We start from the raw sequence: 26,371 nt of genomic DNA on the forward strand, positions 1-26,371 counted from the left end.
ATAACAGATTTCAACATCTGTCATCCGTCATCCGTTCGCCGTCCTCCGTCCGTCACCACGCCCCCAAGGACAACCCCATGCGGCTCTACCTGCTCGCCCTCAACCCCACCGACTCGGTCACCCACGGCTTCCTGCCCGCCGCCGCCCGGCTCGGCCTCGACGTCACCGTCCTCACCGACCACGTCGAGGACCACCAACGCGCCTACACCGAAGCCGGGTTCCCGTACGAGTTGCTGGAGTGCGACGTCCAGGACTTCCGCGAGGTGATCGGGGCGATATCCCAACACCACGCGCCCGACGTGGTGTTCAGCAACAGCGACCACCTGCAGACCCAGACCGCCCTGGTCGCCGACTACTTCGACCTGCCCGCCAAGGCCTGGAAGGCCGCGCTGCGGGCCAAGAACAAGGGCGAGCTGCGCCGCCACCTCGCCGAGACCGGCCTGGACCGGGTCTGGTCCGCCGAGCTGGCGCCCGGCCAGGACCCGGCCGGGCTCACCCCACCGTTCCCCTGCATCCTCAAGCCCCGCGAGGGCGTCGCCAGCGAGGACGTCACGCTGGTCGCCGACACCGACGAACTCGCCCTGCGGGTCAAGGAGATCCGGCGGCGCCGCCCGGGCGCCACGCTGGTGGTCGAGGAGTTCCTGGCCGGCGAGCTGTGCACCCTGGAGACCCTCGGCGACGGCCGCGCCCGCCACGTCCTCGGCGGCTTCCGCACCCGGCTCTCCCCGCCGCCGGACTTCATCGAGGAGGTGCTGACCTTCACCCCGGCGCACCCCCGATCCGTGGTCGACCAGGTGCTCGCCCAGCTCGACGCCCTCGGCGTCGGACTCGGCGCCTGCCACACCGAGTTCGTCCTCCAGCCGGACGGCCGCGCCCGCCTCATCGAGGTCAACTACCGTGCCATCGGCGACCAGTGCGACCTGATGCTCGCCGAGATCCTCGACCTCCCGTACTTCGAGCTGGTGCTGCGCGCCCACCTCGGCGAGGACCTGCCCACCGACCTCGGCGCGCGCACCGGCCGGCGGGCCCGCCACGAACGTGTCTGCGCGGACCGGGCCGGCACCCTGACCGTCGCGCCGGAGCCGCTGTTCGAGCGGCGGGCCGACGGGGTCACGCTCTCCTACCGCCCGGTGCGCGAACTCGGTGCCCGGCACGAGCTCTACCGCACCAACCGCGACTACCTGGGGATCGTCTGGGCGGTCGGTCCGGACCAGGACGCGGTGGACACCGCCGTGGCGGAGTTCATCACCGCCAACCGCTGGGAGATCGCCTCATGACTCCAGCCGACAGGACGCCCGCCCGCCCAGCGCCCGCCCACACCGCACCCGCCCACACCGCGCCCGCCGGCCGCACACCCGCCGACACCAGCACGCCCCTCGGCGGAACCTCCGCCGACCGGCTGACCCTGCGCGTGCTGTCCGCCCTGCTGCGCGAGGACGTGCTCGGCCTGCGCTCGGACGGCGTCCTGGAACAGCGGGCCGACGGGCCCTGGCTGCGCAACGCGACGCTCGCCCTGCCGGTCGCCCCCGAGGGCTTCCAGGGCGACCACGCGGCCCGGCTGCCGGAGTTGGAGGCGGACGGCGTCCGGCTCACCGAGCTGCCCGCCATCCTCGCCCACCTGGCCGACCGCGCCGATCCGCTGGACCGGCCCGGCCACCTGGCCTTCGCCGAGGAGTGCCGCCAGACCCTGGCCACCATGCGGCTGCACGACCAGGTCCGCCCCGGGGTGCACGCCGCACTCGCCGAGCGCTACGGCAAGGACACGGCCGACTGGACGGGCCCGCGTGCCTCGCTCGGCTTCGAGGCCCTCGCCGCCTTCCTCGACCACCCGGTCTACCCGACCGCCCGCGGCCGCTCCGGTCTGACCGAGCCGCAACTTCGCTCCTACGCACCGGAGTTCCACCCGAGCTTCGAACTTCGCTGGCTCGCCGTCCCGGCCGAGCGGCTGACCGCACGCGGCGACGGGCCGCTGCCCGCCTGGTGGCCGAGCGCCGAACAGCTGGGCGTCCCGGGCAAGTTCCTCACCGTCCCGGTCCACCCGCTCACCGCGGGCGAGGACTTCGAGCGGATCGCGCCTGGCGCGGTGCTCACCCCGGACCCGTACCTCACCGTGCTGCCGACGCTGTCCATGCGCACCGTCGCCGTCGCCCAGGACCCGACCTGCCACCTCAAACTCCCGCTGGCCACGGCGACCCTGGGCCTGCGCAACCGGCGCACCATCAAGCCGGTCGCCCTCGTCAACGGGGCGGTCGGACAGCGCCTGGTGGAGGCCGTGATCGCCCGCGAGCCGCGCTTCGCCGGGCGGGTGCTGCACGTCGACGAGCAGTGCTACGCGCACGCCGACGACGAACTGCTGGCCGTACTGCTGCGCCGCTACCCGGTCGGCCTCGACGACGCCGTCACCGTGCCGCTGGCCGCCCTGCTCGCCGAGGCCCCCGACGGACGGCTGGTCATCGACCACCTGGCCGACCGCTTCCACGGCGGCTCCGTCCCCGCCCTGTACGAGGAGCTGCTGCGCCTGCTGGTCGACTGGCAGACCGCCCTGTTCGGCCACGGCATCGCCCTGGAGTCGCACCAGCAGAACACCTCGCTCGTCCTGGACGACACCGGCCTGCGACTGCTCTACAAGGACAACGACGGGCCCCGGATCAACACCGCCAGGATCGGCGAACTCGCGCCGCTGGCCGCCGAGTTCCGTGACCCGAGGATCCTCGGCGAGCAGGACCGCGCGCTCACCGACCTGTTCACCACGATCACCGGCCACCTGTGCGCCGCCTCGCTCGCGTTCGGCCTCGCCGCGCACGACCGGGTACCGCTGGAGCTGAGCCTGCAGCTCCTGCGCGACCTCCTCGGCGAGGCGGTCGACCGCCTCGGCCCCGCCGGGCGACCGCTGCGCACCGAGCTGCTGGACGCCGAACGGCTGCCCGTCAAGGCCATGGTGAGCGCCGGCACCCTGCTCAGCAAGGAGCGCAGCGGCGCCGCCGACATCAACAAGCACTACACAGACGGCCCCAACTACCTGCTGCCGAGGGACGGTTCACGATGACCGTCGAACCGCTGGCGCGGCCGGCCGGGGCGGTCGGACTGGACCGGCGCCAGGTTCACGCCGTCGCGGCCTGCTACTTCGTCGCCTCCTTCGCCGCCCTCGGCCTGCCGCCCTTCCTCGCCGAGATCCTCCCGGGCCTCGGCGACCAGGACGGCCGGTGGGCGGGCCTGCTCTACATCGTGCCGACCGTCTTCACCGCCCTCGGCGCGCCGCTGTGGGGCCGACTGGCCGACCGCTTCGGCCAGAAGCGGCTGCTGCTGCGCGCCCAACTCGGCCTCACCGTCTCCTTCCTGCTCGCGGGGGCGGCCGACAGCCTGCCCGCGTTCACCATCGCGCTGGTGCTCCAGGGATTCCTCGGCGGCACCTTCTCCGCCACCAACGGCTACCTCGCCTCGGCCCTGGACGGTTCCCAGCTGTCCAAGGCGCTGACCCTGATGCAGGGCAGCGCCCGGGCCGCCCTGGTCGCGGCGCCGATCCTGGTCGGCGCGCTCTCGCCGTGGATCGACCCGCACCGGCAGTACCTGCTGATGGCACTGCTGCCGATGACCGCCGCCGTCCTGCTCGGCTTCCTGCCCGAGCCGGCCCGCCCCCGCGCCGTCCGGGCGGTCGGGGACGCGAGCCAGGCCGCCCCGCCGGGCTCGCTCAAGCTGCTCTACACCTTCGAGTTCGCCTTCGTCTTCGCCACCATCATCTCCTTCCCCTACCTGATCACCCTGGTGCAGCAGCGGCTGCCGGGCGTCAACGGCACGGTCGCGGGCTTCCTGTTCGCGCTGCCGCACCTGGTCTACCTGGTCGCCGCCGGACGGGTGCACGCCGCCGTCGAGGCGCGGCCCCGTACCGGGCTGGCGGTGGGCTTCGCCCTGGTCGCCCTCGGGCTGGCCGGACACGCCCCGGCCCACTCGCTGCTCACCTTCGCCCTGACCCGGGCGGTGCTCGGGCTCGGCATGACCTTCGGCCTGGTCTGCCTCGCCGTCCTCGCCGCCGAAGCCGCCCGGGGCCGCGCACCGGGCCGGATGTTCGGCACCCGCGAGACCGTCTCCAAGTGCGGTGCCGTCGCCGCCGGACTCGCCGCCGCGCTGGCCAACGGCAGCGGCGGACCGGCCGCCCCCGTCGTCACCGGCACCGCCGCCGCACTGACCGCCGCCCTGCTCGCCCTCCTGACCCGTAGGAGCCCCCGATGACCGCCCGTACGGCCCACCCGCAGTCGGCCGCCGCCACGACCGGCCTCCCCACCGCCCGACCGGCCACTCCTCCCACCATGCTTCCCACCGCGCTCCCCACCGCCGAGGAGGCAGTGGTCCACACCCTGCTCAACTGCCTGCTGCGCGAGGTCTCCGCGCCCGAGCACCAGACCGCCGTCGACGAGGGACACCTACTGCTGCGCCTGCCCCGCCGCGGCACCCTGCTGCGAGTCGCCCTGCGCCGCACCTCCCTGCTCGGCGCGCACCGCTTCGCCGGGCCGGTCTTCGAGGAAGTCGCGGACGGCTGGCGGGAGTTGGGCTGGCGCGAGCTGGCCGAGTACGCCCAGGACGAGCTGGAGCTGCGCACCGGCACGGTGAACGAGGAGTTCCTCGACCAGGTGGCGTCCAGCCACCACGGCGTGCGCCAGGGCCTGGACGGGCGCCCGGCCGCCGGGGACGACCGCTACCTGGAGTCCGAGCAGGCCCTGCTCTTCGGCCACCGCTTCCACCCGGCCCCCAAGTCCCGCTCCGCCGCCCGGGGCGACTGGAACCGGTACGCGCCCGAGTCCCGCGCGGAGTTCCAGCTGCGCCACCTCGCCGTCCGCGCCGAGTTGCTCGCGGAGGAGTCCCTGGACGAGGACGCGAGCGCCCGGCTGGACGGCCTCGGTGACGTCCCGGACGGCTACCGGCTGCTGCCCGCCCACCCCTGGCAGTACCAACTCATAGGCGACCACCCGCTGTTGCGCGCGGCCATGGCCCGCGGCGACGTCCTGGACCTCGGCCCGCGCGGCGAGCGCTTCGCCGCCACCGCCTCGGTGCGCACCCTGCACGGCGCGGACGCCTTCCTCAAGTTCAGCCTCAACGTCCGCATCACCAACTGCCTGCGCAAGAACGCCGCTTACGAGCTCACCGGCGCCGTCGCGCTCACCCGACTGCTGGCCCCCGCGCTCACCGACCTCGCCCGGAGCTTTCCCGACGCGGCGATGCTGCGCGAGCCCGCCTTCCGCACCCTCGCCCTGCCGGGCGCCGACGGCCGCCCCGACCGGGCACTGTACGAGGGCTTCGGCCTGATCCTGCGCGAGGGCTTCGGCGGCCTGCTGCGGCCCGGCGTCACCCCGCTGCTCGCCGCCGCCGTCGCGGACGAGCACCCGACCGGCTCGGCGCACATCTCCCGGCTGCTGGGCGACGGTTCGGACGGCGCGGCCGCCCTCGACTGGTGGCGCGCCTACCTGCGTCTGCTCCTCCCCCCGGTGCTGGCCGCCTACTTCGACCACGGCGTGGTGCTGGAGCCGCACCTGCAGAACGTGCTGATCGGCGTCGACGCCGACGGCCGCCCGGCCCAGGTGCTCTTCCGCGACCTGGAGGGGACGAAGCTGGTGCCCGAGCACAACGCCGACATCCTGGCCGCCCTCCCGCCCGAGGTGGCCGGCCCGATGACGTACGACGCCGAGCGCGGCTGGGACCGGGTGGTCTACTGCCTGCTGGTCAACCACGTCGCCGAACTGCTCGCCGCCCTCGCCGACCGGCACCCCGAGCTGGAGGGCGCGCTCTGGCAGGCCGTCCGGGACACCCTGGAGGAGTACGCCGCCGCGCACGGCCGCCCGCCCCGGCTGCGGGCCCTGCTGGCCGGCGTCCCGCTGCCCGCCAAGGCCAACCTGCTGACCCGCTGGGAGCGCAAGGCCGACCGCGAGGCCGGGTACGTCCGGCTGCCCTCCCCGCTGGCCGGCTCGGTGCTCGCCGAGGCCGCCCGCATGACCGCCCACCTTCCCGCCGGGAGCACCCTCCGATGAGCAGCACCGTCCACGGCCACGTCGCCTCCCTCGCGGCCGACCGGCTGCCCGCTTACGTCTACGACCTGGCCGCGCTGCGCGCGCACGCCGCCGCCGTCCGGGCCGCGCTGCCCGCGCGGGTCGAGCTGTACTACGCGGCCAAGGCCAATCCGGAGGCGCCGCTACTGACCGCGCTGCGCGACGCCGTCGACGGCTACGAGGTCTCCAGCGGCGGGGAGTTGGCGCACGTGCGGGCCGCCGTGCCGGACGCGCCGCTGGCCTTCGGCGGGCCCGGCAAGACCCCGGACGAGATCGCCGCCGCCGTCGGCGCCGGGGTGCACCGCTGGCACGTCGAGAGCGAGCAGGAGCTGCACCGGCTCGCCGCCGTGCTCGCCGACCGGCCGGAGACGGTCGTGGACGTGCTGCTCCGGGTCAACCTGCCGGTGGTCACCGACGCCCTGGACGCGGTGCCGCTCGCGATGGGCGGACGCCCGACGCCGTTCGGGCTCGACCCGGACCGGGCGGAGGAGTGCGTCCGGCTGCTCACCGGCGGCGGACCGCTCGGACGTCGGCTGCGCCTGCGCGGGGTGCACGCCCATCTGGCCAGCGGGCTGGCGGCGGCGGAGCAGCTGTCGGTCGCCGAGCAGATCGTCGCCTGGTCGGCCGAACTCGCCGAGCGGCACGGCTTCCCGCTGGCCGAGGTCAACATCGGCGGCGGAATGGCAGTGGACTACGACGACCCGACGCAGCGCTTCGACTGGACGGCCTTCGGCGAGGGCCTGGCCAAGCTGCTCGACGCCCACCCCGGGCTCACCCTGCGGATAGAGCCGGGCCGGGCGCTGACCGCCTACTGCGGCTGGTACGCGACCGAGGTGCTGGACGTGAAGCAGAGCCACGGCGAGGACTTCGCGGTGGTCCGCGGCGGCACCCACCACCTGCGCACCCCCGCCACCCGCGGACACTCCCAGCCCTTCGTGGTGCTCCCGGTGGACGGCTGGCCGCACCCCTGGCCGCGCCCCGCCGTCACCACCGGGCGGGCGACCCTGGCCGGGCAGCTCTGCACCCCGAAGGACGTCCTCGCCCGGGCGGCGAGCGGCGCGGACGGCCTGCGGGCGGCGGACCGGGTGCTGTTCGCGATGGCGGGCGCGTACGCGTGGAACATCTCGCACCACGAGTTCCTGATGCACCCGCGCCCGGGGTTCCACTACCTTGGCGCGTGACGGCGCGCGGGCGACCGCTGACCGCCGAGAGTGACGTCCGACAGCTGACGGCTGACAGCTGACAGAGTTCAGATGACAGATTTCAATATCTGTCATCTGTCAGCTGTTCGCCGCCCCCGTCCGCCGCAATCCCCTCCGCGCACTCGTGCGACAGTGGTAGACAGCGAAGGGAGCGCGAACGTGCTGATGGACAAGGTGGCGGAGATACTCGCCGAGGCGTCGGCCGAGGCGGTGGAGCCGCGCTTCCGGGCACTGGCCGCCGGCGAGGTGATGGAGAAGGCTCCCGGCGAGGTCGTCACGATCGCCGACCGCGAGGCCGAGGCGATCATCGCCCGTCGTCTGACCGAGCTGCTCCCCGTCCCGGTCGTCGGCGAGGAGGCGGTCGCCGCCGACCCCTCGCTCGCCCAGGCCATCCACGACGAGCCCGCCGTCTGGCTGGTGGACCCGGTGGACGGCACCTCCAACTTCGTCGCCGGCCGCCCCGACTACGCCGTGATGTGCTCCCTCGTCCGCTCCGGCCGGACCGTCGCCTCCTGGATCTGGCAGCCCGCCACCGCCACCGCCTACCGCGCCGAACTCGGCGCCGGCGCCTGGCGCGACGGCGAACGCCTGACCCGCACACCGGCACCGGCCGGCGCCGCCGAGCTGACCGGTGTCCTGAAGAGCCGCTTCCTCGCTCCGGAGCAGCGCCGCCACCTGGAAGCCAACTGCTCGGCCTTCGGCGAGATCTCCCCCGGCCGGAGCGCCGCCGGGGTCGAGTACCCGGACGTCGCCGAGGGCCGGTTCGACTTCATCTTCTACTGGCGCACCCTCCCCTGGGACCACGCCCCTGGCTCCCTGCTGCTCACCGAGGCGGGCGGCGTCGCCGCCCGCCTGGACGGCAGCCCCTACCGCCCCGAGGCCCCCGGCTGCGAGGACGGCCTCCTGGTCGCCGCCGATCCCCACACCTGGGAACTCACCCGCGGCATCCTGCTGAGCGACTGACCTCACCCGGACGAGCCCACTACCCCGCCCGTTCCCCCGCGACCTTGCGCCCCGCGCCGACCACTTCCCGCAGCAGCGCGCCCACCTCACCCGCCGTCGTGTGCGGGTTGAGCAGGGTGAGCTTCAGCCGCAGCCGCCCCGGCCCCTCGCCCGGCAGCTCGGTGCGCCCGACCACCGCCCGCCCGGTGCGCAGCAGCAGCCGGCGCAGCTGCCCGTTCAGCTCGTCGACGGCCGCCTCGTCCGTCATCCCCGGTGGCCGGTAGCGGAACAGCAGCACGGTGAGCACCGGCTCGGCGTGGAGTTCGAGCGAGGGCTCGGCGCGGACCGCCGAGGCGGCGGCGAGCGCCAGTTCGTGGCAGGCGTCCACCAGTCGGCCGAGCCCCTCGCGGCCGAGGGCGCGCAGGGTGACGGCCAGTTTGAAGGCGTCGGCCCGGCGGGTGGTGCGCAGCGAGCGGCCGAGCAGGCTGGGGTAGCCGGCCTGCTCGTCGTCCACCGGGTTGAGGTACTCGGCGCGCCGGGCGAGCGACACGTACGTCTCCGCCCGGCGGACCAGGAAGGTCCCGGCGGCGGCCGGCTGCCAGCCGAGCTTGTGCCAGTCGAGGGAGACCGAGTCGGCGCGGGCGATGCCGTCCAGCAGTGGGGCGAGCCGGTCGGAGAGCAGCGCGCCGCCGCCGTACGCGGCGTCGACGTGCAGCCAGGCGCCGTAGCGGCCGGCCAGGTCGGCGGCGGCGGCCAGCGGGTCGATCGCGCCGGTGTCGGTGGTGCCCGCCGTGGCGACGACGGCGATCGGGGTCCGTCCGGCCCAGCTGACCTCGGCCAGTGCGCGTTCCAACTCCTCCGGCCGCATCCGGAGTTGGCGGTCGACCGGGACGCCGACCACGGCCCGTTCACCGAGTCCGAGCAGGGCGGCGGAGCGCTGGACGGAGAAGTGCGCGGCCTCGGAGGCGAGGATGCAGGGTCGTACGCCGGCCGGGATCCCGTCCAACTCGACGATGCCGTCGAGCTTCTGGTCGCGCGCCAGCATGAGCCCCATCAGGTTGGACTCGGTGCCACCCGAGGTGAGGACGCCCGCCGAGCGCGCCGGGTCGTAGCCGACCAGCGCGGCGAGTTCGGCGAGCAGCGCGGTTTCGAGGGCCGTCGCGGCGGGGGCCTGGTCCCAGGAGTCCTGCGAGGGGTTGAGCGCACTGACGGCGAGGTCGGCGGCGGTGGCCACGGCGAGCGGCGGGCAGTGCAGGTGGGCGGCGCAGGCGGGGTCGGCCGGGTCGGCGGCGCCGTAGGCGAGCAGCTCGGTGAGCCTGGCCAGCGCGCCGCGCCCGCCGGCCCCGGCCAGACCGTCGGCGACCAGGGCGGCGATCTCGGCGGGGCTGCCCGCGGGCAGCGGGCCGGAGCGCAGCGCGGTGCCGGTGTCGAGCGCGTCGAGGACGGTGGCCAGCAGCGGCCCGAGCGCGCCGGGCCCGTCGGCCCCGCCCGCGAGCGCGTCCAACGGGACGTCCTCGCCCGGGAGTTCGGGTACCGCGCCGGGCTCGGCGGTCACGCGCCACCTCGGGGGGACGCGGCGGCCGCGATCGCCTCCGCCAGCCGGTCGAGCACCGCGGCCACCTGCTCGTCGGTGATGGTGAGCGGGGGCAGCAGCCGCAGCACCGCGTCGTGCCGTCCGCCGAGTTCCACGATCAGGCCCCGCGCCAGGCACGCCTCCCGTACCCGCACGGCGAGCGCCGGATCCGCCGGATGCGCCCCGCAGGCGTCGGCCTCGGCCGCCGGGTCGACCAGCTCGACGCCGAGCATCAGCCCGCGCCCGCGCACATCACCGATCACCGGCAGTTCGGCGGCGAGCTCCCGCAGCCGGGAGGCCATCCGGGCGCCGACCACGGCGGCCCGCTCGGCCAGCCCGTGCGCGGCGACGTACCGCAGGGTGGCGGCCCCGGCGGCCATGGCGAGGGTGTTGCCGCGGAAGGTGCCGGTGTGGGCGCCCGGCCGCCAGCCGTCGTAGTCCTCGCGGTAGACGACGACGGCGAGCGGCAGGCTGCCGCCGATGGCCTTGGAGAGCACCATGGCGTCCGGGACGATGCCGCTGTGCTCGACCGCCCACATCGCGCCGGTGCGCCCGACGCCGGTCTGCACCTCGTCGACGATCAGCGGAATGCCGCGTTCGGCGGTGATCCGGCGCATCTCGCGCAGCCAGCCGTCGGGCGCGGGGACGACCCCACCCTCACCCTGGACGGCCTCCAGGATCATCGCGGCGGGCGGCACGACCCCGCCCGAAGGGTCGTCCAGCAACCGTTCCACATAGGTCGCGGCGAGTTCGGTACCCGTGTCCCCGCCGACCCCGAACGGGCAGCGGTAGCCGTACGGGTAGGGCAGCCGGACCACTTCGCCGCCGCTCGGCAGCGGCTCCTTGACGGCGACGTTGCCGGTGAGCGCGAGGGCCCCGGCGGTCATGCCGTGGTAGGCGCCGGTGAAGGCGAGGGCGCCGGGGCGACCGGTGGCGGTCTGCATCAGTTTGAGCGCGGCCTCGACGGCGTCCGTCCCGGCCGGTCCGCAGAAGTGGACCCGAGCGCGGGCGGCGAACTCGGTGGGCAGGCTCTCGAACAGCGCGCTGGTGAAGTCGTCCTTCTCGGCGGTGGCGAGGTCGAGCAGGTGCAGCGGGGCGCCGCTGTCGAGGGTGCGGCGGATCGCCTCCAGCACCACGGGGTGGTTGTGACCGAGGGCGAGCGTGCCGGCGCCGGAGAGGCAGTCCAGGTAGCGCCGCCCGTCGGCGCCCTCGACGGTCATGCCGTTGGCCCGGACCGGGACGATCGGGAAGGAGCGGGCGTACGTCCGGGCGGCGGACTCGCGAACGCGCTGGCGGCGCAGGATGGCCTCACCGGAGGGCGGGGCCCCGGCGGCGGTGGCCCCGGAGGCGGCCTGGGCGGGTACGGCGGCAAGCGACAAGGCGAACCCCCAGAAGAAGTTAGGTAAGCCTAACTTTATCGCTCATGACCTGGCGGAATACCCCGGGGCACCCCAGAACCACCCGAGCGGGTGAACCTCCCCCGGCATGACTGGCGCCACCCCCGACCAGCGCAACGAGCGCCGCGCCGAAAGGTCACGCCCGACCCTTCCACCGGTAGCACAGCTCCGGTCGCCCGACGTTCCCGTACTGCGGCTCCCGCACCGCCCGCCCGGTGTCCACCAGGTGTTCGAGATAGCGCCGCGCCGTGATCCGGGAGACCCCGGCGGCCGCGCCCGCGGCGGCCGCCGACAGCCCGGTCGCGGCCTCGCGCAGGACGGACGCGACGGAGTCCAGGGTGGGCGCGCTCAGCCCCTTGGGCAGGGTGCTGCGCTCGGGCGTGCGGAGCAGCGCGAACGCCTGGTCGACCTCGTCCTGCCCGGTCGCCTCGCCGGCTCGCCCGAGGCTGTCCCGGTAGCGGGCGTAGCGCTCCAGCCGGTCGTGCAGGGCGGCCGCGCTGAACGGCTTCAGCAGGTACTGCACGACCCCCGCCGAGACCGCCTGCCGCACCATGGCGAGGTCGCGGGCCGAGGTGACGGCGATGACGTCGGTGCCGTGCCCGGCGGCGCGCAGCGTGCGGCAGAGCTGGAGGCCGTGGCCGTCCGGCAGATAGAGGTCGAGCAGGATGAGGTCGACAGGCGTCCCGGCGGCGCGCGCCTTCTCCAGGAAACGCAGCGCTTCGGCGCAGCTGTGCACCGTCCCGGCGGCGTGGAAGCCGGGCTCGCGCTCCACGTAGAGGGTGTGCGCGGCGGCGGCCACCGGGTCGTCCTCGACCACCAGCACGGAGATCCCCGCCCGGGCGCCTTCGGTCGCCGTCACGCCAGGGCCCCTTCCCGCCCCCGGGCCCGACCGACCAGCGGCAGCCGTACGGTGAGCACCGCGCCGCGCTCCCGCCCGACCTCGACGGTGCCGCCGTTGCGCCGGGCGGCCTGGGCGACCAGCGCCAGCCCGAGGCCGTGCCCGTGGCTGTCCTGCTTGGTGCTCCAGCCGCGCCGGAAGACGTCCTGGACGGCGGACGGGTCGATGCCCGCCCCGGTGTCGGCGACCCGCAGCAGCAGACAGGCGTCCGGGGAGTCCTCGCCGTCGATCCGGGCGGTGACGGTGACCTCCGGCGGGGCCGGGCTCTGCGCGGCCCCGGCGATCGCGGCGTCCACGGCGTTGTCGATCAGGTTGCCGAGCACGGTGATCAGGTCCCGGGCGGAGAGGCCGGGCGGGAGCACCCCGTCGTCGATCCGGCTGTCCTCGGTGAGGGTCAACTCCACGCCCCGTTCCGCGGCTTGGGCCGCCTTGCCGAGCAGCAGCGCGGCCAGTACCGGCTCGCTGACCGCCGCGACCACCCGGTCGGTGAGCTGCTGGGCGAGTTCGAGTTCGGCGGTGGCGAACTCCACCGCCTCTTCGTGGCGGCCGAGTTCGATCAGCGAGACGACCGCGTGCAGCCGGTTGGCGGCCTCGTGCGCCTGCGCCCCGAGCGCCTCGGTGAAGCCGCGCACGGAGTCCAACTCACCGCTGAGTGACTGCAGTTCGGTATGGTCGCGAAGGGTCACCACCCGGCCGAGGCCGGTGCCGATGACAGAGGTGTTGAGCACCACGACCCGCTCGGCGGTCAGGTGCACCTCGTCCCGCACCGGCGCCTCGCCGAGCACGGCCGCCACCAGCGCCTCGGGCAGGCCCAGCTCCGCCACCGGCCGTCCGTCCACCTCGCCGGCCAGGCCGAGCAGTTCGCGAGCGGCGTCGTTGCAGAGCACCACCCGGTGCGAGCGGTCGAGCAGGATCAGCCCCTCCCGCACCGAGCGCAAGGTGGCCTGGTGGTACTCGTAGAGGTGGCTGAGCTCGTCCGGCCCCATGCCGTGGGTGTGCCGCCGCAGCCGGGAGTTGGCGAGGTAGGTGCCCACTGCGCCGAGCGCGAGCGCGGCCACCGCGACCCCGACCAGGGCCAGCAGCGGGCCGCCCAGCTGGGCGGAGATCGACTCCAGCGTCAGGCCGACGCTGACCAGCGCGACCACCCGGTGCCGGTCGTCCCACACCGGGGTGACCACCCGCACGGACGGGCCGAGCGTGCCGGTGTAGGTCTCGCTGCGGGTCTGGCCGGCGAGCGCCCAGTCGATGTGCCCGAGGTAGCGCTTGCCGATCTGCTCGGGCAGCGGGTGGGTCCAGCGCACCCCGTCGGTGTCCATGACGGTGATGAAGGAGACCCCGGCGTCCTGGCGCACCTGCTCGACGTACGGCTGGAGCACCGCGGTCGGGTCGGACCCGGCGACGGCGGACCGGACGGACGGCGAGTCGGCGACGGCATGGGCGACCGAGGTGACCTCACGGCGGGCCGCGTCCTCGGTGCGCTCGGCGGTGAACAGGTACGCGAGCACCGCGCCGCCCGCGACCACGGCGGCCACGATGACCACCTGGACGACGAACAGCTGCCCGGCCAGGCTGCGGACCAGCCGGCGCGGCAGGGGGAGCCACCGGCGGCGCGGGCGGGCGGAGGCGGTGCGCACGGACATGCCTGCCAGTGTGCACCACGCCCCCGGGGCACCCCAGGGGTCGGATCACCCGCTTCGGCGGGGGACGCCGGGAACCCCGTGACCGAGCGACCGTGAACTCTATGAACGCAAACGTGACCTCCGTCACGCCCGAGCCCATAGTCGGAGCGGCCCACCACCCGGGGCCGCCAGGACTGCAGGGCGAAGGAGCCGCAGATGTCGATCGCTGGAGCCGCAACGGCGGGGGGACCCAGACGCAAGGACCGGACCCACTACCTCTACCTCGCGGTGATCACCGCCGTGGTCGCGGGTGTGGTGGTCGGGCTGGTCGCCCCCGGCTTCGCCGTGGAGCTGAAGCCGGTCGGCACCGGTTTCGTCAACCTGATCAAGATGATGATCAGCCCGGTGATCTTCTGCACCATCGTGCTGGGCATCGGCTCGGTCACCAAGGCCGCCAAGGTCGGCAAGGTCGGCGGCCTGGCCATCGGCTACTTCCTCGCCATGTCGACCGTCGCGCTCGCCATCGGCATGGCCGTCGGCAACCTGCTGGAGCCCGGCGACGGCCTGCACCTGACCGCCGCGCTCGCCAAGTCCGGCCACGCCCAGGCGGCCGCCGGCGGCGCCCAGTCGACCACCGACTTCCTGCTCGGGATGATCCCCGACACCCTGTTCTCGGCCCTCACCCAGGGCAAGGTCCTGCAAACCCTGCTGGTCGCCCTGCTGGCCGGCTTCGCGCTGCAGGCGATGGGCCCGGTCGGCGCCCCGGTGCTGCGCGGGATCGAGCACCTGCAGCGCCTGGTCTTCCGGATCATGTCGATGATCATGTGGGTCGCGCCGATCGGCGCCTTCGGCGCCATGGCCGCGGTGGTGGGGGCCACCGGCACCGCCGCACTGAAGAGCCTCGCCGTGATCATGATCGGCTTCTACGTGACCTGCGTGCTGTTCGTCGTCGTGGTGCTCGGCGCGCTGCTGCGCCTGATCGCCGGAATCAACGTGTTCGCGCTGCTCAAGTACCTCGGCCGCGAGTTCCTGCTGATCCTGTCGACCTCCTCCTCGGAGAGCGCGCTGCCCCGGCTGATCGCCAAGATGGAGCACCTGGGCGTCAGCCGCCCGGTCGTCGGCATCACCGTGCCGACCGGCTACAGCTTCAACCTGGACGGCACCGCCATCTACCTCACCATGGCCTCGATCTTCATCTCCGAGGCGATGGACAAGCCGATGTCGATCGGCGAGCAGCTCTCGCTGCTGGTGTTCATGGTGATCGCCAGCAAGGGCGCGGCCGGGGTCACCGGCGCCGGGCTGGCCACCCTTGCGGGCGGGCTGCAGTCGCACAAGCCGGCGCTGGTGGACGGGGTCGGCCTGATCGTCGGCATCGACCGCTTCATGTCCGAGGCCCGGGCGCTCACCAACTTCGCGGGCAACGCCGTCGCGACCGTACTGATCGGGCACTGGACCGGCGAGCTGGACGCCGAGCGCGCCCGCCGGGTGCTGGCCGGCGAGCTGCCGTTCGACGAGCTGACCCTGGTCGACGCCCACGACGCCCACGACGCCCACGACGTCCACGGCGCCCCGGGCGCAGCCGAGCCCGAGCCCGAGACCCTGGCCGCCCAGGGCGCGGCAGCAACCGCAGCCGCCGCTGTCTGAGCGGCCGTTCCTCGACTCCCCGGTCCGGCGCTTCCACCAACCCCCGGAAACGGCGCCGGGCCGGGGTTCCTTATGTCCGCCGCCGCGGTCAGAACTCCTGCGAGCCGCTGACCGCCCAGGCCACCCCGCTCGCCGGGTCCTCCAGCGCGAGGTGCAGGTGGCGCAGCCCGGCGGCCGGCTCCTGCCAGGTGAAGCAGCGCATCCGGGCCACCAGGGCGTTCACCTCGGTCCGGTCCGGCCCCTCCGCACCGGCCATCGCGCCCAGCGCCCGCCAGAGGCCCAGCCGCCCGTGCGCCCCGCCGTGGGTGCGGCCCACGGCGGCCGCCTGCACCAGCGCCGGGCAGGCGAGCGCGAACGGCAGGTACCCGCCGACCACCCGACGGCGCCGGGCCAGCACGGCGGCCGCCAACTGGGCCTGGCCGCGGACGCAGACCACCTCCGCCCAGGGCGCGAGCGCGGACAGTTCGGCCAGCGCCCGGGTGACCCGCTGGCCGCCCAGCCGCCCGCCCGGTTCCGGCAGCTCGACCTCGACCAGGCCCTCCCGGCTGGCCGGCAGGGTCAGCACCGCGCTGCGCGCTCCCCCGCCGGGCAGGTACTCGCGCACCCGCGAGGCCTCGTCCCAGCCCGCCGCCTCCCACGGCTCCAACCGCAGCGGCACGCCGTCAGGGTCGGGCTCGGCCCCGTACGAGAGGTCCTCGCCGAGCAGCACCCGGGTGTGCGCGACCAGTCGGCGCACCGGGGCCGGGCCGAGCAACGGGGCCAGCCGCAGCCAGGAGTGCCGGGTCGCCAGGACCTCCCAGAGCGGGCCGGCGTCGTGGTCGGCCACCCCCGCGACCGTCCCCTCGCCGCCGTCCGCGTCGAACAGCCGGACGGCCAGTTCGGGCGGCGCCGAGTAGGCGATCAGGTGGCCGAGCGGCGCGGTCAGGTCCACGGCGGCCCGCTCCCCGGCCTGCACGACGGCGGCCGCCCGGCCCTGCCGGTAGGCGGCGAGCAGCTCGGGCCAGCGGCCGTCCTCGGCCAGGGCGCGCAGGCGGTGGTCCTCGTCCGTGATCACGATTTGAGCGTACGGGCCGGGGGCGCGCATCAGCCGACTTGCCGTCAGTTCGGTGCGTCGGTGGCCCGGTCGGAGCCTTGTCCGGAGTCCTCGGATGCCGTCCGGGCGGCATCCGGACGCCACCCCGGGCACCGCGCTCAGGCCCTGTGCCGACGCTCGTGCTCCAGGACCGCGCGCAGCCGGCCATGGGCGCGGCGCCGGGTGACGGCCAGGGTGCTGCGATGCAGACCGAGCAGTTCGGCGGCCTCGTCGACGGAGTAGCCGTCGAGGTCCACCAGCACCACGACCCTGGCCTGCTTGGCGGTCAGGAAGCCGAGCAGCCGAACCACCTCCCAGCGGGCCTGCAACTCGGCCATCCCGCCGGACGGCGGGTCGAGCGCGGACCGGCCGCGCTCCACCGCCTCGGCGAGCCCGGACACCTCGGGCAGCGCCACCCGGCGGCGCTCCCGGCGCCACTGGTCGCGCAGGATGTTGGTCATCGTGGTGAAGGCGTAGGCGTACGGCTGAGGATGGCTGAGGAACCGCTCCGGGCGGCGGGCGATCCGCAGGTAGGCGTCGTGGACGACGTCACCGGCAGCGAGCGGGTTTCCGGCGAGTATCGCGGCCGCCTGGTGGAGTCTGGGCAGAAGATCGGTGAACACCCGGTTGAAATCGGCGGATTGGCGCTCGGTAGGACCCGAACCGAAGCCCTTCCCATGCCCGCCCGCATGTCGTCCGCTGCAATCCGCCATGCCGCTCTCCCCGGAAATCGGCATCCTGAACGCCCAGTCGGGGCCGACCTCGGGCCGGCCAACCGGGCGAGTTGTGACACGAGTCACATCATAGGTCGTCGTCTCACGCTGCGCAGTCATTCGTGTGCAATTCGTCATCGACCGGGAGGGAGGCGGGAATTCACCTCACCCGCCGTTCCGCCTGCCGGGGCGCTCCGCCCGATGGCAACCGTTGAACGAGGAGAAGTGCCATGCGAGGCTGCATCGCCAGGAAGATCGCCACCTTCGGGATGGCCGCCGTAGCCGCCCTGGGCGTGCTCGGTTCCGCCACCCTGCCGGCCGCCGCGGCTCCGGCCGCCGACCAGACCATCACTCCCGGGGCCGCGGCGGCCTCGCCGCACGTCGTCGCCGCCCCCTACCACTGCGTGATCACCGCCAACTACGGCTGGCGCTGGGAGGGGTACTGCAACATCTACTCCGGCCAGCTGCGCACCATCACCTACTGCGCCAACGGCAGCTACACGGTCGGCCTGTGGATCGGCGCCCGGCCGCAGGCCTGGGCGGTGTGGGGCAACTGCCCGGGGTCCACCTGGACGAAGATCGTGTTCCAGTGGCACAGCTGAGCGGGTAGGCGATGACAGCTGACGGATGACAGATTTCGAAATCTGTCATCCGCCAGCTGAACTCTGTTCGCTGAACCCTGTTCGCCGACATCCGTTCGCTGAGATCCGCCAGCCGTCGTCCCACCCGACCGGTCGTCCCACCCGACCGGTCACCGCGCCGAGCCGGTCACCGGATCGGCGAGACCTCCTCGAGCAGCCGCGCGGTGTGCACCCGCCCCGCGTGCTCGACCAGGTTGATCAACACCTCCTTCCCCGAGGCCCGCTGACGCGCGTCGCACAGCACCACCGGCGTCCCGGCGTCCAGGTCCAGCGCGCGGGCGACCTCCTCCGGACCGAACTCACGCGTCCCGGCGAAACGGTTCACCGCGACCACGAACGGAATGCCCCGGTGCTCGAAGAAGTCCACGGCCGGGAAGCAGTCGGTCAGCCGCCGGGTGTCGGCCAGCACCACCGCACCGAGCGCGCCCTGCGCCAGCTCGTCCCAGAGGAACCAGAACCGGTCCTGCCCCGGAGTGCCGAACAGGTAGACCGCCAGGCCCTCGCGAATGGTGATCCGGCCGAAGTCCATCGCCACCGTGGTGGTGGTCTTGCGCTCGACACCGTCGAGGTCGTCCACCTCGCGCCCGGCTTCGGTCAGCCGCTCCTCGGTTCGCAGCGGCCTGATCTCGCTGACGGCGCCGACCAGCGTCGTCTTGCCGACCCCGAAGCCGCCCGCCACCAGGATCTTGAGCGCGAGCACGGAGTCGGCCGGGTCCACCGGGTCGGACAGTCGGCGGTCAGACGGCCGGCGGTCAGACGGCCGGCGGTCGGACGGGTGGTCAGAGTGCACGGAGTCCATGGATGACCTCCTGGAGGATGCGCTCGTCGGGGAGCAGGGCGGGCGGGACGGGGCGGCTGACCCGGACGAGCCCGGCGGCCAGCAGGTCGCCGAGCAGCACCCGCACGACGCCCACCGGCAGGTCGAGGTCGGCGGCCAGCTCGGCCACGGACAGCGGCGTGCCCCGGCACAGGCCGAGGATGCGCGCCTGCTCCGGGCCGACCGGCGGCTCGGGCGTGTCCGGGGCGAGCGCCGGGTCGGGCAGGTCGGACACGACCACGGCGATCAGGTCGAACTGCCGCTCGCCCGCGCCGGTCCGACCCCTGGTCATCGTGTACGGCCGGACCAGTGGCCCGGCCTCGTCGTCGTACCAGCGGGCCCGGTGGGCGGCGGCGAGCGGGTTTCGGGGGCGTTCGCCGGGCTCGGCCCGCGGATGCTCCGGATGTCGCTGATGGTACGGATGGAACGCCGGCGCCGACTCGTACGGACGGTCCGGTTCGTACGGACGATCCGACGCGGACGGCTGGTCGGACCCGTACGGACGGTCCGGTCGGTAGGGGCGGTCCGCCGGGTACGGCCGGTCCGGTCGGGGCACCGGGCTCACCCGCCGTACACCACGCGGGGCGCGGCGCTCAGGTGCTCCCCGACCCGGCGGACCAGTCTGGCCATCTCGTAGGCGATCAGCCCGAGGTCGGCCCGGGCGCTCGCGAACACGGCCAGGCAGGTGCCCTCCCCGGCTGCCGCGACGAGCAGGTAGCCTCCCTCCAACTCGACCATGGTCTGACGGACTTCGCCCGCGCCGAAGTGCCGGCCGGCGCCCTTGGCCAGACTGTGGAAGCCGGAGGCGACAGCGGCGAGGTGCTCGCCGTCCTCTCTGTCCAGTCCGGTCGAGGTGCCCATGGCCAGGCCGTCGGCGGAGAGCATCACGGCGAACCGGACCTCAGGGGCGCGCTGGACCAACTCGTCCAGGAGCCAGTTCAGTTCCCCCGCGCGGTGGGTGGTGCCGATCACGGACGGTCTCCTTCGGGTCGGGGCGAGGACGGATGGTGGCGCGGCGGCCGGGGCCGGGCTGGGTCGGCCGGCGGGTCCTCGGGCCGCCGGCCGGGGCGCAGTCCGCGTGCCCAGCCGCTCTGGAAGGCGGACATCGCCGCGCGCGCCGCCTCCGGGCTGCGACCCGCGGGCGCCGGACCGGCAACCCCGGAAGCCCCGGCGGCGGCGGTCCGACGGGTACGCGGGGCCGGTCCGGCCGGAGCCTCGCGCAGTTGGGGCACCAGGCTCGCCTGCCGCACTCGACGCGGCAACTCCTCTGGCCCACTGCCCGGTTGGGATTCTCCGGCCGCCGGCGCGGCCGCCGTGCGGTACGGCTGCGGCGGACCGGACTGCGGACGGGCGGCGGCACCCGGGCCCCCGTCCGCAGCCGGTCCGGCCGTCCGGGCACCGGAGGCCCGGAAGGGGGTGCGACGCACCGGCCCGGGGTCGCCGCCCCGGACGCCGAAGGCCAGCAGTGCCCCGCCCTCCGGCAGCGGCCCACCCGCCGCCGGAAGCTCGATCTCCGTCACCCCGCCACCAGGGAAGGCCAGGCCCTCGGCCGGGAGGGGTGCGGGCTCCGGCCGCGTCGCGGCGGTCGGCGACTCCGGGAAGGCCCGGCCCTCCGGCACGGCCATCCATTCCGGGTCGGCCGGACCGGCCGGAGCAGTGACGACGTCCAACTCCGCCACCGGATCGAAGGATTGCGCCCCGCCGTGCCGCTCGTCGGCCAGCACCCCGGTGGGCAGCAGGACCACGGCGGTGGTGCCGCCGTACGCGGAGGTCACCAGCGAGACCCTGACGTCGTGCCGCCGGGCGAGCCGGCTGACCACGAACAGGCCGAGCCGGTCGCTGTCGAACAGGTCGGTCTGCTCGGCGGCGACGATCCGGCGGTTGGCGGCGGCCAGCGGGACCGGTCCCATGCCGAGGCCGCGGTCCTCGATCTCCAACGCGTAGCCGTTGCCGACCTGTTCGCCCCGGATGTGCACCCGGGTGTGCGGCGGGGAGAACCCGGTGGCGTTCTCGACCAGTTCGGCCACCAGGTGGGTGAGGTCGGCGACGGCGTGGCCGACCACGGCGGCCCGCGGCAGCGGGTGCACCTCGACCCTGGCGTACTCCTCGACCTCCGAGACGGCCGCGCGCACCACGTCCACCAGGGGGACGGGCCGGCGCCAGGCCCGGCCGGGGACGGCCCCGGAGAGGATGATCAGCCCCTCCGCGTGGCGGCGCATCCGGGTGGTGAGGTGGTCGAGACGGAACAGGTCGGCCAGCTCGGACGGGTCCTCGGTGCGCCGCTCCATGGCGTCCAGCAGGGTGAGTTGGCGGTGCACCAGGACCTGGCTACGGCGAGCGAGGTTGACGAACACCCCAGAGACCCCGGACAGCACCTCGGCTCGTTCCACCGCCGCCGTGACGGCCGCCCGCTGGACGGTGCCGAGCGCCCGGTGCACCTGGCCGATCTCGTCGTCGCGACCCACCGGGCGGGGCGCCTCGGCCTCGATGTCCACCTCCTCCCCCGCGCGCAACCTCCGGATCATGGCGGGCAGTTTGCGGCCGGCCAGGTCAAGTGCCGAGTTCCGCAGGCCGATCAGCTCGGTGACCAGGCCGCGGCCGATCTGTCCCGAGATCACCAGCGAGGCGACCACCCCGAGCATACCGAGCAGCACGGCGATCCCGGCCGGCGTGAACAGGCCCAGGGCGTAGGGGTTCTGGCGCTCGGCGGCGAGCCGTCCGGCCCGGTCCTCGACGGCGCGCAGGCCACCGGTCACGTTCCCGGCCACCATCGCCCACCGGTCGGCGGGCACGGCGGCGACGGCGGTACGGCCGTCGACGGCGGTACGGATCCTGTCCTCGAAGCCGACCAGCTCCCGGTGGTCCTGGCCGTCGGTGACGGCGAGCAGCGCGTCCCGGTCGGCGGGGCGCAGGTCGGCGGCCGTGCCCTGCTCGAACTCGCGCCGGGCGAAGACCGCGCCGGAGAACTCGCGCAGCTGGTCGTCGCCGAGCGTGCCGGAGAGCTGGGCGGTGCGCAGCAACGCGTCCTCGCGGGCGAGGAGTTCGCGGGAACGGGCGAGGTCCAGCAGCACCCGGGTGTCGGCGGCCGAGCTGCCGTCCTGCTGCGGGGCGACGGCGCCGGACACGGCGAGCGCCCGGTCCACGGCCGCGCCGTACGCGGCGTACGCCTCGGGCCAGCCGACGGTCCGGGCCAGCACCCGGGCGCGCAGCTCGGGCAGGGCGGCGAGGGAGGTGCCGAGGGCGTCCAGGCGGGCGGCGGCGTCGGCGCCCAGGCCCTGGGCGTCCGCGCGGTTGTAGCCCTGGCCCGGGTGACGGGGGTCGGGGAACAGCGGGGTGAGCGCCCGGTCGGTGGCGTCGGCGGCCTCGCGCAGGGCGCTCTCCCGGGTGGCGGACGGGGCGGAGGGCGCGGAAGGCGCGGAAGGCGCGGAAGGCGCGGCGCCCGGGGTAGCCAACAGCTGGCCGGCGGCGGCGCGTTCGGCCTGCAGACCGGCGACCGTCCCGGCGACGGGCGCGAGCAGGGTGCGCTGGGCGTCGCGCAGGCGCAGCAGGTCCCAGACGCCCTGGGCGGTGGTGACGGTCGCGAAGCCCCAGAGGGCGATGACGGAGACGACCGGGACCATCAGCAGGGCGATGATCCGGGCCCGGACGGTCCGGGGGCGCAGCCCGCGCAGCCAGGGCCCGGGGCGCGGTGGACGGGCGGGCGGCCCGGCGTGGGCACCCCGGCGCGCCCCGGGGGCGGTACCGCGGTCTTCTCGCATGGGTGAGGGGCCTTTCGGGCGGGGACTGGCGTCGGACGGGAACGGACGTCGACCGGAACGGACGTCGGCGGGGACCGGCGCCGGCCGGGGTCCGCCTCGGGCGCGGCCGCTCAGGCGGCGCGGTCGTGCTGCTCGGAGCCGTGGCGGTACGGGTCGGGGAGTCCCGCGCCCGGGAGCTCGACGTCGGGGTGGGCGGGTGGCGCCGGGAACTCCTCGATGGTCAGCTCGCCCGCCGCCAGGTAGCCGGCCCGCTCCTGGGCGGTCGGGGAGAGCGCGACGAAGGCCGAGGCGAGGAAGAGGAAGGAGCCGAGGCCGACGGCGAGCGGGAAGACGAACTCCATCGGGCTGACCCCGCCGAGGCCGGTGCGGGCGGGGTCCAGCTGGACGTGCACGGCAGCCATGCCGGTGTAGTGCATGCAGCTGACGGCGAGCCCCATGGCCAGCGAGGCGGCGACCGCCGCGTACACGTTGCGGATGGTGACGGCGGCCCAGAGCGCGGCGGTGGCGGCGCCGACCGCGACCAGCACGGACAGCGCGACCGTTCCCGCGTCGTAGCGCAGCCCGCCGTGCATCCGGACGGCGGCCATCCCGAGGTAGTGCATCGCGGCGACGCCGACCCCGGTGGTGAAGCCGCCGCCGAGCAGGGCGAGGCCCCGGTGTCTGCCGTAGGTGACGACGGTCAGGCCCAGGCCGGTGACCAGCACCGCGACGACCAGGCTGAGCACGGTCAGCGGCACGTTGTAGCGCAGCTCGGTGCCGTCCACGGTGAAGCCGAACATGGCGACGAAGTGCATGGTCCAGATACCGGAGCCGATCGCCGCGGCGGCGGTGACCAGCCAGTTCCGGCGGACAGCGCCGCCCGCGGCGAGGCCGCGCAGGGTGCAGCGCAGCCCGAGGGCGGCGCCGGCGGAGGCCATCAGGTACGAGAGGACGGGGGTCAGCCAGCCGAAGCTGAAGTGGTTCAGGGTGCCCATGGGACCTCCGGTCGACCGGTCGGGCCCGGACCGGTACGCGGTGCGCCCGGGCTCCCCCGGCCGGGCGGACTGCACGCGGGGCATATGCCATTCACATGTGCGCTTTCGACCTGGGGTGCGTGGGACGCTACCGAGGGGCCTGAATCGACCACCCGAAGATCCGAAAAGCTGCCCGCACGGCAGGGGTGATGTGTTCGAATGGCCCGGTCGTGTGCCCAGGTCCCGCCATGGAACCCGGCATGGAATCCGGCATGGAATCCGGCATGGAATCCGGCATGGAATCCGGCGAACGACCAACGACGGGCAGCGAACAGCGGACAACAGGCAGCGAACAACGAACAGCGGACAGATAACAGATTTCGAAATCTGTTATCTGTCCGCTGAAAGTTGAACGCTGAACCCTGAACGCCGAAACCCGACAGCTGTCGGCCGTCAGGCGTCAGTCCACCGCCGCCACCCGCATCCGCATCGCACTCGCCGCCCGCAGCGTGATGCCCTGCACGAGCGCCACCCGCTGGTCCACCACCTCCATCTCGAAGTCCCGCAGTAGCACCCCGAGGGTCAGCACCGCCTCCAGCATCGAGAAGTGCTGCCCGATGCACGCCCGCGGCCCCCCGCCGAACGGGAAGTAGGCGTACCGGTGCCGGGCCTTCTCCTCCTCCGGCAGGAACCGGTCCGGGTCGAAGCGCTCCGGCTCCACCCAGTGGTCCGGGTGCCGCTGGGTGACCAGCGGCGCGACCACGACCTGGGCCCCCGCCGGGATGACGTACCCGTCGATGACCGTCTCCTCGACCGCCCGCCGCCCGACCAGCGCCGCCGCCGGGAAGAGCCGCATCGCCTCCTTCAGCACCCGGGTGATGTACGGCAGCCGCTCCAGGTCCGCCGCCGTCGGCGCCCGCCCGGCCAGGACGGTCCGCGCCTCCTCCTGCGCGAGCTTGCGCTGCTCCGGGTGCTTGGCCAGCAGATGCAGCGCGAAGGCCAGCGAAGTGGCCGTGGTCTCGTGCCCGGCGAGCAGGAACACCAGGACCTGGTCCCGGAGTTCGGCCGGATCCAGCTGCTCCCCGTCCTCGCCGCGGGCCCTTCCGAGCAGCGTCAGCAGGTCGTCCGCGTCCTCGTCGCCACCCCCGCGCGCGGCCCGCTCGGCGATGATCCGGTCACAGATCTCGTACAGCGCCCGCTGCGCCTCGGCGCCGCGCCGATTTCCGGGCGTCGGCCAGTTGCGCGGAAACCGGACCGGTGCGAAGCCGCGTTCCTTGATGTACTCGCCGAGCGCCGGGAAGCTGCGGTCCACCACCTCCACCGCCTCCTCCACGTCGGCACCGAAGAGGATCCGCGCCACCGCGCGCAGCGCGAACCGCGACATCTCCTCCGCCGCGTCCACCACCCCGTCCGGCACGGCCCGCCACCGCTCGGCGAGCGCCTGCGCCTCCTGGGCGAGCGCGTCGGCGTAGCCGTCCACCCGGCGCCGGGTGAACAGCGGCTGGACCAGCCGACGCTGGCGCTGGTAGTCGCCGTCCTGGCTGGTGAGCAGCCCGTTGCCGACGCTGGTCCGCAGCTCGTCGTAGAAGCTGTTCTCCTTGCGGAAGTTGGCCGCCTCGGTGCCCAGCACCTGGTGGACGCCCTCGGGCGAGAAAACCCCGTAGAACTCGACGCGCAGGCCGGGCGGCCCGGCCTGGAAGCGCACCACGTCCCCGTAGTCGCGACGGGCCGCGAGGTAGGTGCGCAGCGGACGGCGGGTGAGGTCGAAGAGCGACCCGACCAGGGGGTTCCCGGCCGGTCCGGGTACGGCGGCTGCGGTGCTCATCGGCACTCCTTCTGCGCTGGCGACCCCTCAACCTTACTGACGGGTATTCAGCCGTGGAAGCGTCGGGCGCAAACGCGCGGGCGGGCGCGCACCCGGCCCGACCGCGCACCCGACCCGACCGCGAGCACCGAGCGCCCGACTCACTCGTACTCGGTGCCGCCCTTGCGCGTCAGATAGGCGTCGCTGACCACCTTGGCGATCGCCCGCCCGCCCAGCACCGGGCTCCAGCGCTCGGCGACCGGCCGGACCACCACGCCCTCGCGCAGGTGGAGTTCGCGCCCGGAGTGGGCCTCCCTGCCTTGCGCGTACGCCAGCACCGTCCCGGCGTCGAACGGCCCGCGCCACAGCTCGGGCACCAACGGCAGTTCGCCGTCCAGCAGCTCGGCGGCGGGCAGCCAGGTCAGCTGCCCGTCGACCACGGCCGACACGTCGAACGCGGCGTAACCGGGCCGTTCGGTGCGAGCGGAGGCCCCGTACGTCAGGTCCTGGACGCCCTCGCCGAACACCTCGCCGAAGATGCCGACCCGCTCGGCGCCCAGCCGCTCGGCCAGTCGGGCCGCCACCTCCGCGATGCCGTACCCGCGCACCGCCCGCCAGTACAGGTTTCGCCCGTCCTCGACCAGCGCCAGCCCCTGCGCGCCGATCCCCTTGGAGGAGACCTGCACCCCACCGGTGGCGGCGGTGTAGGTGACCAGGCAGCAACTGCCGTGCAGCTTCTCGGTCAGCACCACCGGCTCGCCCGGCTCGAAGACGTCCGGGTAGCGCTTGAGGTTCTCGACGTCCACCCAGGGCAGCAGGTCCGGCGCGCTGATCACCTCTCCGCTCATCGAAGTCGGCACCGGCGGCTGCCACTTGACGATCCCGAGCAGCTCGGCGAAGTCCTCGCCCCGGTCCGCGGCCCCGGCCAGGTCGGTGTCGGCGAGCGCGGCTGGCCGGCAGACGATGCCCTGGGAGAGCTCTCCGCGCAGCCGTACCGCCTTCACCCGGTTCGCCCGCGCACCGGCCAGCTTGCCGGTCAGACCGATCTCCTCGATCAACTCATCCGGGAGGACGGCCTGTTCGGGGATGTAGAGGGCGACGTCGCCGGTCCGGTAGGCGCCCTTCGCGACCACCGCACGGTAGAGGCCGACCTGCGCCAACTCCAGGGCATCGGCGTTCGGGTGCTCAAGAATGACCAGCCTCTCGGCTGTGACTCGAAGTGTGGACATGGGTGGACTCCTCCCCTGGGCTCGGCTGTTGGGCCCGGCGCGACCGCTCCTCGGTCGTACGGCCGGGCTGCGGA

The 26,371-nt window shown here is 74.3% G+C and carries 21 protein-coding genes; 8 read left to right on the top strand and 13 right to left on the bottom strand.

Features of this window, described 5'->3' with window-relative positions:
- The first annotated feature begins 77 nt into the window (after positions 1–77).
- From ACIRYZ_RS03740 to ACIRYZ_RS03765, 6 genes are all read left to right on the top strand, one after another.
- Complete coding sequence (locus ACIRYZ_RS03740; protein WP_402939040.1) at positions 78–1,277, top strand: acetyl-CoA carboxylase biotin carboxylase subunit family protein; 1,200 nt, start codon at positions 78–80, stop codon at positions 1,275–1,277.
- The gene (locus ACIRYZ_RS03745) at positions 1,274–3,046 is read left to right on the top strand and encodes an IucA/IucC family protein (protein WP_402939043.1); all 1,773 of its coding nucleotides are present in this window, start codon (positions 1,274–1,276) and stop codon (positions 3,044–3,046) included. Before ACIRYZ_RS03740 ends, ACIRYZ_RS03745 begins: the two co-directional genes overlap by 4 nt.
- On the top strand, positions 3,043–4,227 hold the full coding sequence (locus tag ACIRYZ_RS03750) for an MFS transporter (RefSeq protein ID WP_402939045.1): 1,185 nt from the start codon (positions 3,043–3,045) through the stop codon (positions 4,225–4,227). Before ACIRYZ_RS03745 ends, ACIRYZ_RS03750 begins: the two co-directional genes overlap by 4 nt.
- A gap of 77 nt (positions 4,228–4,304) precedes the next feature.
- The gene (locus tag ACIRYZ_RS03755) at positions 4,305–6,017 is read left to right on the top strand and encodes an IucA/IucC family protein (RefSeq protein WP_402939527.1); all 1,713 of its coding nucleotides are present in this window, start codon (positions 4,305–4,307) and stop codon (positions 6,015–6,017) included.
- Positions 6,014–7,216, top strand: coding sequence for a type III PLP-dependent enzyme (locus ACIRYZ_RS03760; protein WP_402939048.1), 1,203 nt, complete (start codon positions 6,014–6,016; stop codon positions 7,214–7,216). The genes ACIRYZ_RS03755 and ACIRYZ_RS03760 overlap by 4 nt, the downstream gene beginning before the upstream one ends.
- 186 nt (positions 7,217–7,402) lie before the next feature.
- The gene (locus ACIRYZ_RS03765) at positions 7,403–8,200 is read left to right on the top strand and encodes an inositol monophosphatase family protein (protein WP_402939529.1); all 798 of its coding nucleotides are present in this window, start codon (positions 7,403–7,405) and stop codon (positions 8,198–8,200) included.
- A 19-nt stretch (positions 8,201–8,219) separates the two neighbouring features.
- Here ACIRYZ_RS03765 and ACIRYZ_RS03770 read toward each other — a convergent pair whose 3' ends face one another.
- From ACIRYZ_RS03770 to ACIRYZ_RS03785, 4 genes are all read right to left on the bottom strand, one after another.
- Positions 8,220–9,734 carry a pyridoxal phosphate-dependent decarboxylase family protein gene (locus ACIRYZ_RS03770; RefSeq protein ID WP_402939050.1) on the bottom strand — a complete coding sequence of 505 codons (1,515 nt, stop codon included), beginning with the start codon at positions 9,732–9,734 and terminating at the stop codon, positions 8,220–8,222.
- Entirely contained in the window at positions 9,731–11,131 is a 1,401-nt protein-coding gene (locus ACIRYZ_RS03775; RefSeq protein ID WP_402939053.1) for a diaminobutyrate--2-oxoglutarate transaminase, read from the bottom strand. The genes ACIRYZ_RS03770 and ACIRYZ_RS03775 overlap by 4 nt, the downstream gene beginning before the upstream one ends.
- Before the next feature lie 154 nt (positions 11,132–11,285).
- On the bottom strand, positions 11,286–12,008 hold the full coding sequence (locus tag ACIRYZ_RS03780) for a response regulator (RefSeq protein ID WP_402939056.1): 723 nt from the start codon (positions 12,006–12,008) through the stop codon (positions 11,286–11,288).
- On the bottom strand, positions 12,005–13,687 hold the full coding sequence (locus tag ACIRYZ_RS03785) for an ATP-binding protein (protein WP_402939058.1): 1,683 nt from the start codon (positions 13,685–13,687) through the stop codon (positions 12,005–12,007). Before ACIRYZ_RS03785 ends, ACIRYZ_RS03780 begins: the two co-directional genes overlap by 4 nt.
- 195 nt (positions 13,688–13,882) lie before the next feature.
- On the opposite strand from ACIRYZ_RS03785, the gene ACIRYZ_RS03790 reads away from it, so the two are divergent.
- Positions 13,883–15,310, top strand: a complete 1,428-nt coding sequence (locus ACIRYZ_RS03790) for a cation:dicarboxylate symporter family transporter (RefSeq protein WP_402939061.1) — start codon at positions 13,883–13,885, stop codon at positions 15,308–15,310.
- Between the two features lie 88 nt (positions 15,311–15,398).
- On the opposite strand, the gene ACIRYZ_RS03795 is transcribed toward ACIRYZ_RS03790, so the two are convergent.
- Both ACIRYZ_RS03795 and ACIRYZ_RS03800 read right to left on the bottom strand, forming a co-directional pair.
- Complete coding sequence (locus tag ACIRYZ_RS03795) at positions 15,399–16,364, bottom strand: hypothetical protein (protein WP_402939064.1); 966 nt, start codon at positions 16,362–16,364, stop codon at positions 15,399–15,401.
- Between the two features lie 137 nt (positions 16,365–16,501).
- Positions 16,502–17,005: an RNA polymerase sigma factor gene (locus ACIRYZ_RS03800; RefSeq protein WP_402939067.1), complete on the bottom strand. Its 504-nt coding sequence runs from the start codon at positions 17,003–17,005 to the stop codon at positions 16,502–16,504.
- A 320-nt stretch (positions 17,006–17,325) separates the two neighbouring features.
- Between ACIRYZ_RS03800 and ACIRYZ_RS03805 the strand changes: the two genes are divergently transcribed.
- Positions 17,326–17,697 (top strand): hypothetical protein, encoded by a 372-nt coding sequence (locus tag ACIRYZ_RS03805; RefSeq protein WP_402939070.1) that lies wholly within the window; start codon positions 17,326–17,328, stop codon positions 17,695–17,697.
- Positions 17,698–17,863: 166 nt separating this feature from the next.
- Here ACIRYZ_RS03805 and ACIRYZ_RS03810 read toward each other — a convergent pair whose 3' ends face one another.
- The 7 genes from ACIRYZ_RS03810 to ACIRYZ_RS03840 form a co-directional block, all read right to left on the bottom strand.
- A complete protein-coding gene (locus tag ACIRYZ_RS03810; RefSeq protein ID WP_402939073.1) occupies positions 17,864–18,535 on the bottom strand; it encodes a GTP-binding protein in 672 nt (223 codons plus the stop codon).
- A complete protein-coding gene (locus ACIRYZ_RS03815; RefSeq protein ID WP_393024629.1) occupies positions 18,516–18,863 on the bottom strand; it encodes a DUF742 domain-containing protein in 348 nt (115 codons plus the stop codon). Before ACIRYZ_RS03815 ends, ACIRYZ_RS03810 begins: the two co-directional genes overlap by 20 nt.
- Positions 18,864–19,114: 251 nt before the next feature.
- Positions 19,115–19,525, bottom strand: coding sequence for a roadblock/LC7 domain-containing protein (locus ACIRYZ_RS03820; RefSeq protein ID WP_387614128.1), 411 nt, complete (start codon positions 19,523–19,525; stop codon positions 19,115–19,117).
- Complete coding sequence (locus ACIRYZ_RS03825; RefSeq protein ID WP_402939076.1) at positions 19,522–22,311, bottom strand: nitrate- and nitrite sensing domain-containing protein; 2,790 nt, start codon at positions 22,309–22,311, stop codon at positions 19,522–19,524. Before ACIRYZ_RS03825 ends, ACIRYZ_RS03820 begins: the two co-directional genes overlap by 4 nt.
- Positions 22,312–22,421: 110 nt before the next feature.
- Positions 22,422–23,285, bottom strand: coding sequence for an MHYT domain-containing protein (locus ACIRYZ_RS03830; protein ID WP_402939079.1), 864 nt, complete (start codon positions 23,283–23,285; stop codon positions 22,422–22,424).
- A gap of 439 nt (positions 23,286–23,724) precedes the next feature.
- A complete protein-coding gene (locus ACIRYZ_RS03835) occupies positions 23,725–25,089 on the bottom strand; it encodes a cytochrome P450 (RefSeq protein ID WP_402939082.1) in 1,365 nt (454 codons plus the stop codon).
- Between the two features lie 140 nt (positions 25,090–25,229).
- Positions 25,230–26,297 (bottom strand): RNA ligase (ATP), encoded by a 1,068-nt coding sequence (locus ACIRYZ_RS03840; RefSeq protein ID WP_402939084.1) that lies wholly within the window; start codon positions 26,295–26,297, stop codon positions 25,230–25,232.
- Positions 26,298–26,371: the final 74 nt, after the last annotated feature.

Source organism: Kitasatospora sp. NPDC101155 (assembly GCF_044768305.1).
Taxonomy (GTDB): Bacteria; Actinomycetota; Actinomycetes; order Streptomycetales; family Streptomycetaceae; genus Kitasatospora.